Source organism: Arthrobacter sulfonylureivorans (genome assembly GCF_047607445.1).
Taxonomy (GTDB): Bacteria; Actinomycetota; Actinomycetes; order Actinomycetales; family Micrococcaceae; genus Crystallibacter; species Crystallibacter sulfonylureivorans_A.
Genome location: NZ_JBLKRT010000002.1, coordinates 56,682 through 73,591, shown reverse-complemented (window position 1 = coordinate 73,591; position 16,910 = coordinate 56,682). Strand labels below are relative to the sequence as shown.

The following is a 16,910-nucleotide window of genomic DNA, read 5'->3' as shown; positions in this document are numbered from 1 at the left end:
GAACAACCAAGAATCCAATGGAGGATCTAATAATGAGCGCAGTCCGTTCCAAGCGCCTTCTGGCAGCCGCAGTCACAGCCTCGCTCGCCCTGACACTGGGGGCGTGCAGCACCAAGGCAAGCGGCGGTGAAAGCGCCAGCGAGGCCGGAGGCATCAAAACCGGTGCGGGTATTTCCGGTGACACCATCACGCTGGGTGTCCTGGGGGATCTGACGGGACCCTTCGCGGCCCTCACGACCGACCACACCCGGGGCGTCGAAACCTACTGGGACGAAGTCAATGCGGCCGGCGGTGTTTGCGAGCAGTACCAGGTGGAGTTGGACGTCAAGGACCATGGCTACAACGTTCAGAATGCGGTATCTATGTACAGCCAGATGACGCCGAACATTCTGGCCTACCAGGACTTCGTCGGCGGGTCCCACACAGCCGCGATCCTCGAGCAGGCCGAACGCGACCACCGCCTGATCGTCCCGAGTTCCTCGACGCAGCACCTGGCGGAGAGCGACGTGGTGATGGTCCCCGCTCTGTTCTACAACCTGGACATGGAACTCGTGACCTCCTACCTCATCGAGGAAGGCCTGATCAAGGACGGTGACACCGTCGGTGTCATCTACCTTGAGGGCGACTTCGGCGAGAGCGGACACAAGGGCGCGCTGGCCGCGGCTGAAACCCACAACCTTGACCTGAAGGAATACATGGTTAAGGCATCGGACTCAGACATGACGGCCCCGGTCAACGACGCGGTACGCGCCGGCGCGTCCGCCATCCTGGTGGCTTCCATTCCAGCGCACACGAGCTCTGTTGCCGCGGTGCTGCAGTCGGGCGACCGTGACATCACAATGGGCGGATCATGGCCGTCGTATACGCCCTCGATGCTGGACAACACGGGCGGCGAATACCTGGAGAAGCACTTCTACGCCGGATCTCCTGCCACGACCTACGACACCAAGGAAGGACAGGATCTGCTTGCCAAGCTGCAGGATAAGTTCCCCGGCGAAAATCTGACCAACCAGGCGTCGATGGGCTATGGCTCGGCCTGGATGGTCCATCAGGTCCTGGAGAAGGCGTGCGCCGCCGGAGACCTGACCCCCGAGGGCGTGATCGCTGCCAAGAAGTCCATGGAACCGCTGGCTTCCAACGGCATCATGCCTGACATGGACTTCAGCGTGCCGGGGCAGTCCCCGACAAAGTCCCTCTTCATGTTCCGTATGGACGCCGGGGTTGAAGGCGGGCTGCGCAACGTGACTGACGGCCTGTACATCAGCGAAGAACTGACTGACTAAGAGCGATACCCGCTAACTGTCCACCAAAGGAGCCGGCTGCGCCGGCTCCTTTGGCGTCTGCCGTCAACCCGCATGCTTTTACGCGGAAGCTGCGGGCACAGCGAAGGGGTGGCCGATAACGGCCACCCCTTTCAGGTTTCTCTACCCCGGCGGTCTAGGTTCCGGTCCATTCGGGCGCGCGCTTCTCGGCAAACGCAGTCGCACCCTCTTTGGCATCGTTGCTGGCCAAGATCCGGTAAAACTCCATCGAGTTCGTTGTCCAGCCAGGTTCTTCCGTCCCTGCCCGTCCTTCCTCCAGCTGAACGGCTACCTTTTTGCTCGCCTGCAGCGACAGCGGGGCGTTCTTGCTGATTTGTGTGGCGAGGCGCAGGGCTTCGACATAGGCTTCCCCGGGTGCGGTGAGCCTGCTTACTAGTCCGAAGGAATAGGCCCGCTCGGCCCCCAAAGGTTCCCCGGTCAGCAACAAGTCCATTGCCACCTTCAGCGGAAGCTGGCGCGGCAGCCGTACAGCCCCACCGGCGCCGGCGATGAGACCCACCTTGACTTCAGGGAGCGCGAATTTCGCGGCCGAGGAAGCCACGATGATGTCTGCTGCGAGAGCTACTTCAAATCCGCCACCGTAGGCGATTCCGTCTACGGCCGCTATGACTGGCTTGGCGATGGTGCGCTCCGTGCAGCCTGCCAAACCCCAATCGCCAAAGCGGCCCTTCGCGTCGAACAGTTCCTCACCCCGGGAGACGGCTTTCAGATCGGCGCCCGAGCAGAATGCCTTGGTACCGGCGCCGCGAATGATGACCACCCGAACCTCGTCGTCGTGTTCAGCACGTTCCAGGGCTTCAGCAACCAGATTGGACATTTCCATATTGACGGCATTGAACGCCTCGGGACGGTTCAACGTAATCGTCATGACCCGGTCCGAGGTCTCTACCAGCGCCGCGCTCATTTGGCGCCTTCGTAATCGTAGAAACCTTGGCCGGACTTGCGGCCCAGGTACCCGGCGGCCACCATCCTCCGCAACAGTTGGGGGGACCGGTATCCGGGATCGCCGGTGCCCTCATAGATGGCTCGTCCGGCACGGTAGGCCACGTCCACGCCGGTAAGGTCAGCAGTGGCTAGGGGTCCTATCTTGTGGCCGAAACCCAACACACACGCCTTGTCGATGTCTTCGGCCGAGGCGATACCCTGCTCAACCAAGCGGACGGCTTCGTGCATAAGGACCGTCATCAGCCGCGAGGTCACGAAACCGGAATCGTCCCGGTTCACCACGATGCTCTGCTTGCCCAAGTCAGCAGCAAGTGAAAGCGCAGCTTCCAAGGTCTTGTCGCTGGTCCGGTAGCCACGGATGACTTCGCACAGCGGCATGGCAGGAACTGGCGAAAAGAAGTGCATGCCGATGATCTGCTCGGGGCGACTGGAGGAACCGGCGATCTCCGAAATGGAGATGGCACTGGTGTTGCTGGCGAGGACGGTCGAATCATCCGCTTCGGCGGACAGGGTGGAGAAAACCTTCTGCTTGATGTCCAGGCTTTCGATGACAGCCTCAATGACGGCCCCGGCGCTGGCCACTTCCGACAGGTCCGCTGCCGCGACGATGCGTCCCATCGCTGATTCCAGTCCGTCCTGGTCCAGCCGTCCCTTGTCGACCAGTCGTTGCAGCCCCTTGGCAGCCTGGTCTTTGCCGCGGGCAACGGCGGCTGGGTCAGTGTCAAAAAGACGAACCTGCAGACCCGCTGCGGCAGCCACTTGGGCGATGCCGGCGCCCATAAGCCCGGCTCCGACTATGCCGATTTCGGAAAAGCGCAATAGTGCCTTCGCCCCGCCAGCGGGGGGCAGTGTTTCGGTTGACAAGGGGTACTCCTCAGCTTGGCCCACAGTCGATGCAGGCCGGATCGGCGCCTTCGTGAATTGTCAATGTCTTGACCAATTTATCCTTGCTCAGTATTCTGCTAGAAGTCAAGCGATTTTCTTGGGCGGTTGGCTTCGGACTTTGGAAAGGAACGTCATGAAACGCATGGCCGACAACGATGCCGTGATCGTCGCGAGCGCGAGGACGCCCATTGGGCGGGCACGCAAGGGTTCCCTGAGGGACATGCGTCCGGACGATCTGGCCGCACAGGCTTTTGCCGGGGCGTTGAGTAAGGTGCCTGGCCTGGAAATCGCAGACATTGAGGACCTCTACCTTGGTTGCGCCGAGCCGCATGGCGAGCACGGTCAGAACATGGCCCGCCGCGTCGCCGTGCTGCTTGGCCACGATGGGCTGCCCGGCTCAACCGTCAACCGGTTCTGCGCATCGTCGCTTCAGGCAGCACGGATGGCTTTCCATGCGATCAAAGCCGGCGAGGGGGACGCCTATTTGGTGGGCGGGGTGGAGTGCGTCTCGCGTTATGGCGAGATTGCCATGGACGAGCATCCAATCTTTGCCGAAGCCTCGCAGCGGGCCCAGAAAGCAGCCCAGGCCGGGCGGCCGTGGCAGGACCCGCGGAGCCTCGGAGACATGCCTGACGTCTATATCCAAATGGGCTTCACCGCTGAGTTTGTCGCGCGGCATACCGGCACATCCCGGCAGGACCAGGACGAGTACGCAGCTCTGTCACAGAGCAGGACGCAGGAGGCCACCGCGTCGGGTTTCTTCCGACGGGAGATCGTGCCCGTCGTCCTTCCGGACGGCACCGTCGTCGATGGTGACGACTCACCGCGCGCGGGCACTACGGTTGAGGCCCTGTCCCAGCTCAACCCTGCCTTTGTCCCGGAGGGCAGCGTTACCGCGGGGAACGCCTGTCCCTTGAACGACGGCGCGTCAGCGGCTGTGATGATGTCGGCCGCCAAGGCCAAGCAACTGGGACTTGCCCCGCTGGCACGGATCATCTCCAGTGGCGTCACGGCACTTTCGCCCGAAATCATGGGCTTGGGGCCTGTAGCAGCAACCGAAATGGCATTGCAGCGGGCAGGGCTGTCCATCGGCGACATCGACATTGTGGAACTCAACGAAGCGTTCGCCGCCCAGGTCGTACCCGCGGCACGGAAACTTGGCATCGATTTCGACAAACTCAATCCGCACGGCGGCGCCATCGCCCTGGGCCACCCCTTCGGGGCAACCGGTGTCCGCATGCTGACCACTCTGGTGAATGGGCTTCAGTCGAACGACGGTCAGTTCGGCTTGGCTACGCTCTGTGTCGGCGGAGGCCAGGGCATGGCCATGGTGATCGAACGCCTCTAACCACAAGCTCCACGATTCTAGAAAGGCTTCTGATGACGACAATGACCCACGCATCCGACTTCACCACATTGTCCGGCGACTTTTACGGCTATGAGCAGGACCTCGGAGCGCAGGAACTGGCCGCCCTCGCAAAAATCCGCGAGTACATGGACACCGTTGTCCGGCCCGAGATCAACGGCTACTGGGAGCGCACAGAGTTTCCCGAGAAGATGGTCGCCGGCCTGGGCGAACTCGGCGTTCTGGCCTTCCCCTTCGAGGAAACCGCACCCTTCAAGAATTCAGCGGTTTTCCGCGGGTTTGTCACGATGGAGCTGGCCAGGGTGGATGCGGGCTTTTCCACCTTGACCGGGGTATCCAGCGGCCTGGTCATGGGGTCGATCGCGCTGCTCGGCTCAGAACAGCAGAAGACGGAATGGATGCCTCGGCTAGGCACCGCCGAAGCGGTCGGATCCTTCGGCCTGACCGAGCCGTTCTCGGGCTCCGACGCAGCCAAGGGGCTCCGCACCACTGCCCGCCGGGTAGGCGACCAGTGGATCCTCAACGGACAGAAGCGCTGGATCGGGAATGCCACTTGGGCGGATGTCATCATCATCTGGGCACGGGATGAAGCAGACGGACAGATCAAAGGCTTTGTCGTCCCGACAGACACCCCGGGCTACCTGGCCACCAAGATCGAAGGTAAGTACAGCCAGCGCACTGTCCAGAACGCCGATATTGAGCTGAAGGACCTGGTCCTGCCTGCTACTGCAAAACTTCCCGGAGCCAACTCCTTCCGCGATACGGCAAGCATTTTGATGCGCACCCGAATTGACGTGGCGTGGGCCGCGGTGGGGACGGCTGTCGGCGCCTACGAGACCGCTTTGGCCTATGCCAAGCAACGCGAGCAGTTTGGCCGCCCGATTGCCAGCTACCAACTGGTGCAGGACCTATTGGTGAAGTCGTTGAGCAATATCACCGCCTGCATCGGAATGTGCGTCCGCGCCTCCGAGATGCTGGACCGCGGCACGCAGCAAGATCACCACTCCGCAATGGCCAAGGCCTTTGTCACAAGTAAAACCAGAGAAGTGGTGGCCTGGTGTCGTGAGCTTTTTGGCGGCAACGGCATTGACCTGGACTACGACATCATCCGGTACTTCAATGACGCCGAAGCGCTGTATTCCTTCGAAGGCACGAGGGAAATGAATACATTGATCGTTGGCCGTCACATCACGGGAATATCGGCCTTCGTCTAGCGAGCAGGCCGGCCGCTGCTGAACCAGCGGCCGGCCTTACTGAAAGGGGGTCCGGTTGGGCCGCAGATTTGAAGGTAAAACAGCGCTTGTAACCGGGGCGAGCCGTGGAATAGGACTGGCGGTCGCAAGACAGCTTGTCGACGGCGGAGCAAGGGTGCTGATTACAGCGCGCGGCGAGGACAAGCTGCAAGACGCCGTGCGGACCCTCGGCGGCGAGGCCCTGGGTGTCGCGGGCAAGGCCGACAATCCGGACCACCGTGCGAGGGTCTTTGAGGTCATTAGCGCTGAATTCGGCGGCTTGGATTTCCTGGTCAACAATGTGGGCATCAATCCCGTGTATGGGCCGATGATGGACCTCGACGACGGGGCGGCACGGAAGATTCTTGACGTCAACGTTGTTGGCGCGCTGAAGATGGCTCAGGACGCAGTCTCGGCCGGGCTGCGCACTCGAAAGGGCGCGATCGTCAATATCGCCTCAATTGCAGGCGTCACCTCAAGCCCCGGAATCGGCATGTACGGAGTATCCAAGGCGGCAGTGCTCGGGCTGACACGCCAGCTCGCAGCAGAGCTTGCGCCGGACGTGCGCGTCAACGCGGTGGCGCCCGCTGCCGTCAAGACCAATTTTGCGCGGGCCCTCTATGAAGGCCGCGAAGCAGAGCTCGCAGCAAAATACCCACTGAACCGGCTTGGCGAGCCGGAGGATATTGCTGGGCCGGTCACTTTCCTGCTGTCCGATGATGCAGCCTGGGTCACAGGCCAAACAATTGTCATTGACGGCGGAGCAACCCTGGTCACGGCGGAATAGCACTGCCCACACGGAAAAATGCCCGGCACCCCGAAGGGGCCGGGCATTACCCATCCCTGGCTAAAGTCAGGCCGGCCGGAGCTGTGCCCTGCCCAACGAAGCCAAGTGCACTTCGTCGGGGCCATCCGCCAGGCGCAGGGCGCGAACCTGGGCGTAGAGTTCCGCTAGCGGAGTGTCCTGTGAAACACCCTCCCCTCCGAACAGCTGGATGCCGCGGTCCACAATCGTTTGGACCTCGCGCGGGACTGCGATCTTGATGGCCTGGATTTCCGTATGCGCTCTTTTGTTGCCATACCGGTCCATCAACCATGCCGTCTTCAGGACAAGCAGGCGCAGGCTCTCGATGGTGATTCGGGACTCGGCCACCCACTGACGCACCACGCCCTGCTTCGCCAGCGCTTGACCGAACGCGACGCGCTCACGGGCGCGTTCGCCCATTAGCTCCAGCGTTCGCTCCGCCATGCCGAGCACACGCATGCAGTGGTGGATCCGGCCGGGGCCCAACCGCGCCTGGGCAATGGCGAAGCCTTCGCCTTCCCCCTTGATGATGTTTGCCACGGGAACCCGGACATCCGTGAACGAAATCTCGGCGTGGCCTCCATGGTCCCGGTCGTCGTAGCCAAATACAGTCAGGGCACGCTCGATTTTTACGCCTGGCGTCTCCCTCGGCACGAGGATCATGCTCTGCTGGCGGTGGCGCTCACCTCCGGCGTCGGTCTTGCCCATCAGGATGAAGATTTTCGCTTCGTCGCTCATCGCTCCGCTGCTCCACCATTTGCGGCCGTTGATGACGTATTCGTCTCCTTGGCGCACGATCGAGGTAGTGATGTTGGTGGCGTCCGAGGAGGCTGTTTCGGGTTCCGTCATGCAAAACGCGGAACGAATTTTTCCTTCCAACAACGGTTGCAGCCAGCGGTCCTTCTGGTCATCGGTGCCGAAATCACGCAGCAGTTCCATGTTTCCCGAATCCGGTGCGTTGCAGTTCATGGCGGCCGGGGCAAGTTTCGGGCTGCGGCCGGACAGCTCGGCCAGTGGGGCGTATTGCAGGTTTGTCAGGCCTGCACCGCCGTCCCCGGACAGGAACAAATTCCAAAGTCCCCGCCGTCGGGCGGATTCCTGCAATTGCCGTAGAACAGGTTGCCGTTCCCAACGGTGGGGTTCCTCGGCCAGTTGCTGTTCCAGTACCGGCTCCGCGGGGTAGATCTCTGACTCCAGGAAATCCTGCACACGTCCCATGTAGTCACGTGTGATGTCGTCAAACTCAAAGTGCATTGTTAGATCCTCACCGTAGGTTTGCTGGCAATGCGTTCGCCGTCTAAGAACCTGTGCCCGGCTCGGGCGAGCGGTAGGCTCATCTCGCCGATCCGCTCGAAGCCTTCGCCGACAGTCCCGCCGCCCAGATGACGGAAATGGATACTCTCGGTGATGACGCCGGTCTTGAACGCCGCGAACGCCAGATGCCAAGTCAGGTCCGGGATCTCAATGCCGCGCGCAGCCGAGTACTCAGCCAAGAGTGCGTCAAAGTCCGGGTAGCCGAGCCGGTAATCCACCGGCGACTCAAAGACGGCGGCGGTTACTGGGTCAAGATAAGGCATCTGCCAGTACAGTCCGAAGAGCGCCAGATCGGCCAGCGGGTCTCCCAGCGTTGACATCTCCCAATCTAGAATCGCAGCGATCCGCAGATGCTTTCCCGAAACATTGACCAGAGCGTTATTGAGTTTGTAGTCACCGTGGACGATGGCCACGCCGGAGGACTCGGGGGGTGAGGCAAGGCGTGTCGCCAGTTCCTCCAACTCCGGCAGCGCCCGGCTGCTGGAGGCTGCAAGCTGTTTCGTCCATCGACGCACCTGACGATCGAGGTAGCCCTCCGGCCGGCCGAAGTCTTCCAGCCCGATTTCTCGAGGATTCGTCCCGTGCAAAGTTGCTAGAGTTCTCGCCATTTCTCGGCTCAACTCATCCAGTTGGTGGGGGGAGAAGCCTGTGTTGTCGGCTATCCGCTCGAAAGGCAGGCCGGCGACTTGGTCCATGATGTAAAACCACGAACCGATCCCGGCTTCGCCATTGCGGTCGTCGTGGATCAGGTGCATCCGAGGAACGGGAAACTCGGTCGCCTGGAGCGCCTGCTGGACGGTGTACTCCCGCGACATGTCGTGCGCCGTCTCCATTACATGACCCAAGGGTGGGCGCCTCAGTACAAGCTGGGACGAGTCGCAGTCGATGCTGTAGGTGAGGTTGCTGCGGCCCCCAGTAAGGAGCCGGGCCGAGCGCGGAATTCCCAGTCCGGGGTGGTTTCTTTGCAGCCAGTTGGAGAAGCGGTCCAACTCCAGTCCGGGTAGTCCCCGGGGAGAACTCATTGCCATGTTTACTCGCCTCCATGCTGTTCGTGCACTGTTGCTGCGCGGCATCCGGCGCTCGGATTACACGATGAGAGCGGATCCACGCCTAGCTTTTTTCGCTAAACGTCTAGTAATCTTATCTCGATGTTAGCGCAATCACACGACCTCCTTGCTGGTGGTCAGGAAGGAAAGCCTGTGAACCCGATGTCTGCGGCCCCGGTGCTCGACGACGAGCGCCGGGCCATCCTCTTGGCTCCGAACAATCCGATGTATTCCACGATGCCGGAAGCGTTGGACGGCGCGTCCGACGAGCACCCAGCCAAGGCGGCACTGCACTACTTCGGCCGCGACTTCACGTTCGCCGACGTGCGGAGGACTTCGGACGCCCTCGCCGCAGCCCTGTCCAGGCACGGTGTGGGCAAGGGGGACAGGGTCATCGTCCAACTGCAGAACATCCCGCAGTTCGTCTTCACCGCGTTTGCTGCGTGGCGCATAGGGGCGATTATCGTACCGATAAGCCCCATGTACCGGGCCCCCGAAGTCAACAAAATTGCCACAGACTCTGAACCTTTGGTGATGGTAACGGCAAATGAAACATGGGCGGCCCAAGGCAAGGAGAGCATTGCCGGGACGACGGTTAAGGTCGTCATTACTACTGGGATGGCGGATTACGCTACGGACGTCCCAGCTGCACTGGTACGTTCGGCAGACAGTGTCAGGGATACCGCGGTTCTGGATCTCATGGAACTGGTGGAAACTCACGACGGCGCAGTGGCGCCGGCGGCGACGATCGACCCGGACGATACAGCGATCTTCACCTACACCTCGGGGACCACCGGCCCACCCAAAGGGGCACTTACCAGTCATGCGAATCTCGTCTGGGCCGGTGCCGCGTACCCGGCATTCAATGGCATTGCGGGCTCCGACCAGGTACTCATCTGCACCGCACCGCTCGTTCACATTACGGGGCTTGCATTGCATCTGAGCGCGTGGGTGAACCACGGGTCAAAGTTTGTCCTGGCCTACCGCTTTGAACCGAATGTTTTCCTCGACCAGATTGAAGAGCACCAAGTTACCTGGACAACCGGTGCGGCCACCGCCTACATTGCACTGTTGCAAGCGGCCAGGAAACAACCGCGGGACGTTAGCAGCCTCCGCGCCCTTGGCTCGGGCGGGGCACCAATCCCGACGGAAATGGCCAACGCTATTCAGGAAGTTTTCGGCGTGAAACTGCAGCCAGGCTACGGGCTCACGGAGTCGACCGCTGCAGTCTCCAGCACACCCACAGGGGTCGACCCCGTGGTTGACCCGGAATCCGGCATCATTTCCGTAGGTCTGCCCATGTTCGATACTCAGCTGCGCATAGAGGGGCCGGACGGGACGGAGGTTCCTTCAGGCGAACGCGGCGAAGTCTGCCTCAAAGGCTGCGGCATTATCAGCGGCTACTGGCGCAATGAAGAAGCCAGCCGGGCAACCTTCCGGGATGGATGGTTGCGAACTGGAGACGTCGGCTTCGTCAATGACGAAGGCTGGCTGTTCATCGTGGACCGGACCAAAAACATGATCATCGCCTCCGGTTACAAGGTATGGCCCCGCGAGGTCGAAGATGTCCTTTACCGCCATCCGGCCGTCAATGAAGCGGCCGTAGTGGGTGTTCCCGACGACTACCGGGGAGAAACGGTTAGCGCCTTCGTCTCCCTTGCGGATGATGGGGCGCAACGTCCAACTGCGGAGGAACTCATTGCCTACTGCAAGGAGAGCTTGGCAGCCTACAAAGTTCCCCGCCGGATCACCTTCATGGACGAGCTGCCCAAGAATTTCAACGGCAAGATTCAGCATCGTGACTTGAAGCAACTGGCCGTCGACGGGAAGGCATGACCATGCCGGTGAACCTTCAAATCGCAAACGGCGTCGCCGTGCTGACACTGAACGCCCCGGACGCTTTGAACGTTCTGGACGACGACATGACAGCCGATGTGATAGATGCACTCGAGCAAGTTGCAGCTGCAACGGATGTCGCCGCCATGGTCATGACCGGGGCGGGACGGGCCTTCAGCGTCGGGGGCCGGCTACAGATGCTGACAAGTTTGTCGGAGGAAGCCGACCGTCCGGGCGGACGTGAAGCCCTGACAGTGCGCATGCGCCGCAATGCCCGGCTGGTGGAACTGGTGCGGGCTATGCCGCAGCTGAGCATCGCGGCGGTCAACGGTGCCTGTGTTGGCGCAGCCCTCGGCTGGATCGGCGCATGTGATTTGCGGGTGGCAGCAAACAGTGCCAAATTCAACACAGCTTTTCTATCGCTCGGCCTGTCCTCGGACTTCGGCACCACCCGGATGTTGGCAGAGTGCGTGGGTCGTGCCAGGGCCGCCGACTGGCTTTTGCGGCCACGCGTGATTGGCGCACAGGAGGCATACGCCGCTGGACTCGTAGGTGAAGTGGTGGAAGCGGGCATCTTGATCGAAACTGCCCTGGAGTGGGCGCGAGCAGCTGTTGCCTTTCCTGGCGGGGTAACGGCCATGAAAGAGAACCTGCGCGACGGCCTGGACCTGCCGCTTGCCGATGCTTTGGATCGGGAATCGGAGCGGTTCGTGCAGAGCTTGGCCTCCCCAGAGGCGGCTGCTCAGATCCACAAGACAATTTCAAGGAGCTAGGCCGGATGGACGTAAAGCAAACCAGAGTCGATGTGGCGGCATCCGAGCCCTTGCCAGCCTTGCTGCGCGAGCCCGTTAAGGGGGAGGAGCTCAAGAAAACGTTTTTGGGCGATTACTTGGACTGGTTGAGACAAAACCGCGGCGAGAAATTCGAAAGCTATGACGAGCTGCAGCAGTGGACAGTGCGTGACCTCAATGGTTTCTGGAGTTCAGTGTGGGACTACTTCGAGATCCGCGACCACGGCAGTTACGTGGAGGCGTTGGGCGAGCAGATTATGCCCGGCGCCCGATGGTTCACCGGGTCGTTGGTCAACTACGCAGAAAACGCGCTACTAGGAGTGGGCCGCACCGCGCCGCAGGGCGCAGATCGAGTCGAGGACCAGGACACCGCAATCATCGGCGTTTCCCAGACCCGTGGGCGTTTGGAGGTGACGTTCGCGGAACTGCAGGAGAACGTGGCCCACGTTCGGCAGGCGCTAAAGCAAATGGGTGTTGGCAAGGGGGACCGCGTGGTCGGTTACCTGCCCAACATTCCGGAAGCCGCCATAGCCTTTCTAGCCGCTGCTAGCCTGGGTGCCGTCTGGGCGGCCTGCCCGCCGGAATTCGGTCCGCAGGGAGTCATAGACAGGTTCGCTCAGATCCGCCCTAAGGTCCTTTTCGCCGTGACCGGTTACGTGCACGGGAAAAAGCGCATAGACCGGACCGAGGAACTTGCAGAGATTCGTGCTGGCTTACCTGGTTTAGAGACTACGGTCGGCGTCCCCTACGGCGAGTTCGGAATAGAAGCGGTCCCAGGGGCAGTGTCGTGGTCGGAACTGGCCATCACGGCGGAGAACTCACACCCGCTGGAATTCGAGCGCGTGGGATTCTCGCATCCGTTGTGCATCCTGTTTTCGTCGGGGACCTCGGGCAAACCGAAGGCCATCGTGCACAGCCACGGAGGATTCCTAGCCGAACACGTCAAGAACAGCGCCCTTAGTTGGGATCTGCGAGCCGGCGATCGCATGGTTTGGACCACTACGACTGCGTGGATGGTCTGGAACTCCCTAGTATCGGCACTGCTCTTACGAGCCACCATCATCATGGTCGACGGTGATCCGGGATATCCCGACATGGAAAACCAATGGCGGCTGGCCGAAGAACTCCGACCTACGCTTATGGGGATCAGTCCCGGCTTCATTATTTCCTGCAGGGATGCCGAATTAGAGCCCGGCAGACATTATCAGCTGGACTCAATCCGGACCCTCGGCTCCTCGGGCAGCCCCTTGCCGGACACGGGCTATCACTGGGTGCGCGAAAACTTCGGCCAGGAGGTGGTTTTCAATATCGGCAGCGGGGGCACGGATGTCTGTACTGCTTTCGTCCAAAGCGGGCCGTGGCAAGCCGATTGGGCAGGCGAAATGTCCGGAAAGTGCCTCGGGGTCAACGTTGTTGCGTTGGATGATGAGGGGAACGAAGTAGTCGATGAGTTCGGCGAGCTCGTCGTGTTGTCTCCGATGCCCTCAATGCCGGTGGGCTTCTGGGGCGACAACGGTGACCAACGGTACTTGGAGAGCTATTTCAAGAAGTACCCCGGTCTCTGGTGGCACGGCGACCGCATCCGCTTTCGCTCCGATACCGGCAGTTGCATCATTACCGGGCGGTCTGACGCAACCCTGAACCGCGGGGGCGTCCGCATGGGAACAGCTGAGTTCTACAACGTGCTGGAAAACCTTGATGACGTGGTGGACAGTCTGATCGTCCACGTCGAAGACCCGGCCGGTGGGAACGGGCAACTAGTGTTGTTCGTGGCCACATCTGACGGCACGCTGGTAACCGAGCGGCGGAACCGGATCACTCAGGAGCTCAGAACCAAGCTCTCGCCCCGACACGTTCCGGACCACATCGTTCTCGTCGAGGCGGTGCCGCGGAACAGGACAGGAAAGAAGCTGGAGATCCCAGTCAAGAAAATCCTGACTGGCATTCCGGCCGCGGAGGCACTCAGCTTGGATTCACTTGCCAATCCCGGCGCCTTGGCCGAAGTTGAGAAGTTTTCGCGGCTATTCCAAGCTGGCGCCAGGCGATGAACAGGCGATTATTCGACGCGGCGGGCTTGCTGTGGCCCCTTCTCCAGAAGCTTTTCCAAGATGCGGTTTAACTCAAAACGTTCGTGGTCATTCAGAACTGAAAACCAAGTCTCCGAGAATCCCAGTTGTCCTCTGACCGCGTTGTCGGCCGTATCCTCGCCGGCAGGAGTGAATCGGACGTTGACCAGCCTGCCATCATCCTGATTTGCTGACGACCGGCTAACAATCCCGGCCTTCTCCAGGCTGGTCAACACCAAGGACACTCCTTGACGGGTCAGTCCTGTAAAGCGTGCAATTGTGCGTGCTTCCAAGGATCTGAACACAGAGATGACGTAAATAGCGCTGAAACTGCTCCAGTTCAATTTCAACGGCCGCTGCACCTCGCTTTCCGCAGCCTTGACGAAGGCTCCTGAGGCCCGCACGAGTCGTAGCCCCAGCCCGAGCGAAAGCTGATCAGCATTAGGTGCAACCGAACGTGCGTAGGCATCGGCCATACGCCCATATTCTGCGGCTGAGAGCTTCGAAACGTCGATCTGCTGAAGCGCCTTTTCTGTGGAAGCCATGCACGAATTATGCCACGCATTGTCAATACGTGGACAATATGCTGCCGTTGCGGAGCGAAGGGCGGGGAGGCGGAAGTTTACTCGGCGGTCGCTCCCACAAGATTCTCGGGAACAAGCCTGTCTTGCGGTTTCAAGACACCGCGACGGCAGCACCAGGCGGATCCGTGAGTGGCGGCCTCGGCGGGACCGCAGAGGCCTTGCGCGGAGGAAGGGCGTTCGCGAGGATGCCTGTTATCTCGTGCTGCGAAGAAGGAGCCGACGCCATGACGAAGTACTTGATCTCGTTTCCGAGTGCAGCCATGGACGTCCCTGAGGAAGAACTGCCGGCCGTTTCGGATGCGTCGCACGCGGTGGTTCAGGAGGCGAAGGTGGCCGGCGTGTGGGTGTTCGGCGGCGGCATCGACACGAGCGTCCCGCCTGTCATGGTCGACGGCGATGGGATCGTGAGCGAGGGAACCTACCCGCAGACTGCGCAGCTTGAAGGCGGCTACTCGGTGCTGGAGCTGCCCTCATATGATGCGGCCTTGGAGTGGGCCGCGAAGTTTGCGGTCGCTTGCCGTTGCGCCCAGGAAGTGCGGGCTTTCGGGTACGACCCCGCCAGCTAGGCCCGGCGAGGCGGTTGGCCCCAAAACGTGCAACGAACAATGCCGGGTGCGGCTCTTTAAGTAGAGCCACACCCACGAGGAAAACGTTCCCTCGTTCTAATTGAACTCAAGTCCGAGTAGTGCGTTCTCGGTGACCTCGGGCAGGGCCGGGTGAATCCAGTACTGCTTGGCCGCGAATTCGCGGACGTCCAGGTCAAAGGCGAGGACGGTGATCATCTGCTGGATCAGGGTGGAGGCTTGCGGGCCCATGTAGTGCGCACCGAGCAGCTTCCCGGTATCGCGATTCGCAATCAGTTTGCAGATGCCCGTGGTGTCTTCCATGGCCCAGCCGTAGGCGACGTCCCCGTACTTCTGCACCTTAACCGTCACGTTGTGGCCCTGTTCTCGCGCCTGCTCCTCGGTCAGCCCGACCGTGGCGACCTGCGGGTGTGTGAAGGTGGCAGCCGGAACGTGGTCGTGCGGCATCTTTCGCAGATTGTCCGGGTGGAGCAGGTTATGCCGCACAGCGCGCATTTCGGCGTTGGCCACGTGCTTGAGCATGTACGGCGAGGAAACATCGCCAAGGGCCCAGACACCCTGGGCGGTGGTTGAACGACCGTACTCGTCGACGCGGACACGTCCGTCGTCGGTCATTTCGATCCCTGCAGAGGCCAGGTCCAATTGGTCTCCATTGGGTACGCGCCCGGTGGCCACCAGCAGAACTTCCGCAGCGACGGAGGTGCCGTCGTCGAGCCTGACAGCCACTCCCTCAGTGGTCTCCTCGGCACCGATGGCGGTTCGGCCGGACAGGATGCGGTATCTCTGAGCAGCGATATCGTTGAACTGCTCGCCCAGCTCGGTGTCCAGGCTACGCAGCAGCGAAGAGCGAGAAATGATCGTTACCTCGGTGCCGAGGGCCTCGAAGACGTGGGCGAACTCCATGGCGATGTAGCCTCCACCAATGATCACCATGGACTTCGGCTGCTCGGGCAGGCGCATGATGTCCTCGTTGGTGTAGTACCGCACCCCGGAGGCAGCGATGGAGCTGGGGATGAAGGGGCGGGAGCCGGCGGCGATGACGATCTGGTCGCCGGAGATGATCTTCTGCTGCTGGCCCTGGCCGGTGCGCAGCGTGCGTTCGCCGACGAAGACAGCATGCTGATCGTAGACGTCGATGTTGGGAGTCTGCGGGCCGCGGCGGTACTCTTCACCCCCGCCGGCAATCGGGTCGATGCGGTTGTCGAAGATGCGGGTAACCATTCCAGGCCAGTCCACGGAGTTGACCTGTGCGTTCACGCCCAGCCGCCCGGCCTGGGCGGTCTCCAACGCGGCGTCGGCTGCATAGACGTACATCTTCGTGGGGATGCAGCCGACATTGAGGCAGGTGCCGCCGAAGGTTCCCTTCTCAATGATGGCGATCGATTTGTCCTCGAACTCCGGCCCGGGGATGGAGTTTCCGGATCCGGTGCCGATGATGATCAGGTCGTAGTGCGCATCGACGGCGATATCGCTGGCAGGGGTATCCATGGCAAGTCCTCACTGGGGGTTCGTTTTGGGTGGGGGCGCGGAAAGGGGCGGGCCGGGCCGCGGGAGGCAGCCGGCTGGAGAGGCGGGTCGGGTTATTTGGCGGTGGCGATCTTCCACAAGAGCGTGCGCAATTGCCGGACGTCGTCCTCGCCGAAGCCGGCGAGCGTCTGCTCGACTACCTGATCGCGTGCGGCAAGGGCGCGATTCAGCACAGCTTGGCCTTCGTCGGTGGTGCGTGGAATGCGGATGCGACGGTTCGCAGGATCCGCGTCCCGCACCACGTAGCCCTGCTTTTCGAGCCGGTCGATAATCGTCATCAGCGTGGACTTGTCGAGACCGAGCGTGGTGGCGATCTCGATCTGAGTGCGCGGCGTGCCATCTCCGGCCACCGCCAGCACAAGCGTGTCACGCATGTCGTGCAAGCCGCTGTCCCGGCAAGCCGCGTCGAAGTTCCCGGTCAGCACTCCGACCGCGCGATGCATCAGCCAGGTCAGGTCGCTGGTGAAGGGGCTGTCGACCGTCGCACACGGCTTCAGGGACGGCGTGTCGAGATCAACGTTGGGTAGCACGCTCCCATGGTATCGGCGGACATCAGATAGTCCGATTACAGATAATCTTGCCTCAGACGATCTCGGCGGAGAAGGTG

At 61.4% G+C, this 16,910-nt stretch carries 15 protein-coding genes; 8 read left to right on the top strand and 7 right to left on the bottom strand.

What is annotated here, in order from left to right:
- The first annotated feature begins 32 nt into the window (after positions 1-32).
- A complete protein-coding gene (locus ACMX2H_RS01435; RefSeq protein ID WP_414958628.1) occupies positions 33-1,283 on the top strand; it encodes an ABC transporter substrate-binding protein in 1,251 nt (416 codons plus the stop codon).
- Between the two features lie 154 nt (positions 1,284-1,437).
- Here ACMX2H_RS01435 and ACMX2H_RS01430 read toward each other — a convergent pair whose 3' ends face one another.
- Positions 1,438-2,226: a crotonase/enoyl-CoA hydratase family protein gene (locus tag ACMX2H_RS01430; RefSeq protein WP_414958627.1), complete on the bottom strand. Its 789-nt coding sequence runs from the start codon at positions 2,224-2,226 to the stop codon at positions 1,438-1,440.
- Positions 2,223-3,131: a 3-hydroxyacyl-CoA dehydrogenase family protein gene (locus ACMX2H_RS01425; protein ID WP_414958626.1), complete on the bottom strand. Its 909-nt coding sequence runs from the start codon at positions 3,129-3,131 to the stop codon at positions 2,223-2,225. The genes ACMX2H_RS01430 and ACMX2H_RS01425 overlap by 4 nt, the downstream gene beginning before the upstream one ends.
- Before the next feature lie 154 nt (positions 3,132-3,285).
- Here ACMX2H_RS01425 and ACMX2H_RS01420 point away from each other — a divergent pair, with 154 nt between their 5' ends.
- From ACMX2H_RS01420 to ACMX2H_RS01410, 3 genes are read left to right on the top strand one after another with little or no spacing between them, the layout of a single operon-like run.
- Positions 3,286-4,500, top strand: a complete 1,215-nt coding sequence (locus ACMX2H_RS01420; RefSeq protein ID WP_414958625.1) for an acetyl-CoA C-acetyltransferase — start codon at positions 3,286-3,288, stop codon at positions 4,498-4,500.
- Between the two features lie 32 nt (positions 4,501-4,532).
- Positions 4,533-5,732, top strand: coding sequence for an acyl-CoA dehydrogenase family protein (locus ACMX2H_RS01415; RefSeq protein WP_414958624.1), 1,200 nt, complete (start codon positions 4,533-4,535; stop codon positions 5,730-5,732).
- A 55-nt stretch (positions 5,733-5,787) separates the two neighbouring features.
- Positions 5,788-6,537, top strand: a complete 750-nt coding sequence (locus tag ACMX2H_RS01410; protein WP_414958623.1) for an SDR family oxidoreductase — start codon at positions 5,788-5,790, stop codon at positions 6,535-6,537.
- Between the two features lie 66 nt (positions 6,538-6,603).
- On the opposite strand, the gene ACMX2H_RS01405 is transcribed toward ACMX2H_RS01410, so the two are convergent.
- Positions 6,604-7,809 (bottom strand): acyl-CoA dehydrogenase family protein, encoded by a 1,206-nt coding sequence (locus tag ACMX2H_RS01405; RefSeq protein WP_414958622.1) that lies wholly within the window; start codon positions 7,807-7,809, stop codon positions 6,604-6,606.
- A gap of 2 nt (positions 7,810-7,811) precedes the next feature.
- Positions 7,812-8,891, bottom strand: a complete 1,080-nt coding sequence (locus tag ACMX2H_RS01400; RefSeq protein WP_414958742.1) for a phosphotransferase family protein — start codon at positions 8,889-8,891, stop codon at positions 7,812-7,814.
- Between the two features lie 186 nt (positions 8,892-9,077).
- Between ACMX2H_RS01400 and ACMX2H_RS01395 the strand changes: the two genes are divergently transcribed.
- The 3 genes from ACMX2H_RS01395 to ACMX2H_RS01385 are packed head-to-tail and all read left to right on the top strand — an operon-like array spanning position 9,078 to position 13,590.
- Entirely contained in the window at positions 9,078-10,751 is a 1,674-nt protein-coding gene (locus tag ACMX2H_RS01395) for a class I adenylate-forming enzyme family protein (protein WP_414958741.1), read from the top strand.
- Positions 10,752-10,753: 2 nt separating this feature from the next.
- Entirely contained in the window at positions 10,754-11,524 is a 771-nt protein-coding gene (locus ACMX2H_RS01390; protein WP_414958621.1) for an enoyl-CoA hydratase/isomerase family protein, read from the top strand.
- A gap of 5 nt (positions 11,525-11,529) precedes the next feature.
- Entirely contained in the window at positions 11,530-13,590 is a 2,061-nt protein-coding gene (locus tag ACMX2H_RS01385; RefSeq protein WP_414958620.1) for an acetoacetate--CoA ligase, read from the top strand.
- Positions 13,591-13,598: 8 nt separating this feature from the next.
- Here ACMX2H_RS01385 and ACMX2H_RS01380 read toward each other — a convergent pair whose 3' ends face one another.
- Positions 13,599-14,153 carry a MarR family winged helix-turn-helix transcriptional regulator gene (locus ACMX2H_RS01380; RefSeq protein ID WP_414958619.1) on the bottom strand — a complete coding sequence of 185 codons (555 nt, stop codon included), beginning with the start codon at positions 14,151-14,153 and terminating at the stop codon, positions 13,599-13,601.
- Between the two features lie 263 nt (positions 14,154-14,416).
- On the opposite strand from ACMX2H_RS01380, the gene ACMX2H_RS01375 reads away from it, so the two are divergent.
- Positions 14,417-14,758: a YciI family protein gene (locus tag ACMX2H_RS01375; RefSeq protein ID WP_414958618.1), complete on the top strand. Its 342-nt coding sequence runs from the start codon at positions 14,417-14,419 to the stop codon at positions 14,756-14,758.
- A gap of 96 nt (positions 14,759-14,854) precedes the next feature.
- Here the strand turns inward: ACMX2H_RS01375 and mtr are convergent, their stop codons facing one another.
- Entirely contained in the window at positions 14,855-16,264 is a 1,410-nt protein-coding gene (gene mtr / locus ACMX2H_RS01370; RefSeq protein WP_414958617.1) for a mycothione reductase, read from the bottom strand.
- Positions 16,265-16,356: 92 nt separating this feature from the next.
- Entirely contained in the window at positions 16,357-16,833 is a 477-nt protein-coding gene (locus ACMX2H_RS01365) for a MarR family winged helix-turn-helix transcriptional regulator (RefSeq protein WP_414958616.1), read from the bottom strand.
- Positions 16,834-16,910 lie beyond the last annotated feature (77 nt).

What these genes read in the sequence shown, in the direction of transcription:
- ACMX2H_RS01400 (WP_414958742.1), bottom strand. Translation starts at nt 8,891, where the DNA reads ATGAGTTCTCCCCGGGGACTACCCGGACTGGAGTTGGACCGCTTCTCC.
- mtr (WP_414958617.1), bottom strand. Translation starts at nt 16,264, where the DNA reads ATGGATACCCCTGCCAGCGATATCGCCGTCGATGCGCACTACGACCTG.
- ACMX2H_RS01405 (WP_414958622.1), bottom strand. Translation starts at nt 7,809, where the DNA reads ATGCACTTTGAGTTTGACGACATCACACGTGACTACATGGGACGTGTG.
- ACMX2H_RS01420 (WP_414958625.1), top strand. Translation starts at nt 3,286, where the DNA reads ATGAAACGCATGGCCGACAACGATGCCGTGATCGTCGCGAGCGCGAGG.
- ACMX2H_RS01415 (WP_414958624.1), top strand. Translation starts at nt 4,533, where the DNA reads ATGACGACAATGACCCACGCATCCGACTTCACCACATTGTCCGGCGAC.
- ACMX2H_RS01435 (WP_414958628.1), top strand. Translation starts at nt 33, where the DNA reads ATGAGCGCAGTCCGTTCCAAGCGCCTTCTGGCAGCCGCAGTCACAGCC.
- ACMX2H_RS01430 (WP_414958627.1), bottom strand. Translation starts at nt 2,226, where the DNA reads ATGAGCGCGGCGCTGGTAGAGACCTCGGACCGGGTCATGACGATTACG.
- ACMX2H_RS01380 (WP_414958619.1), bottom strand. Translation starts at nt 14,153, where the DNA reads ATGGCTTCCACAGAAAAGGCGCTTCAGCAGATCGACGTTTCGAAGCTC.
- ACMX2H_RS01390 (WP_414958621.1), top strand. Translation starts at nt 10,754, where the DNA reads ATGCCGGTGAACCTTCAAATCGCAAACGGCGTCGCCGTGCTGACACTG.
- ACMX2H_RS01375 (WP_414958618.1), top strand. Translation starts at nt 14,417, where the DNA reads ATGACGAAGTACTTGATCTCGTTTCCGAGTGCAGCCATGGACGTCCCT.
- ACMX2H_RS01395 (WP_414958741.1), top strand. Translation starts at nt 9,078, where the DNA reads ATGTCTGCGGCCCCGGTGCTCGACGACGAGCGCCGGGCCATCCTCTTG.
- ACMX2H_RS01385 (WP_414958620.1), top strand. Translation starts at nt 11,530, where the DNA reads ATGGACGTAAAGCAAACCAGAGTCGATGTGGCGGCATCCGAGCCCTTG.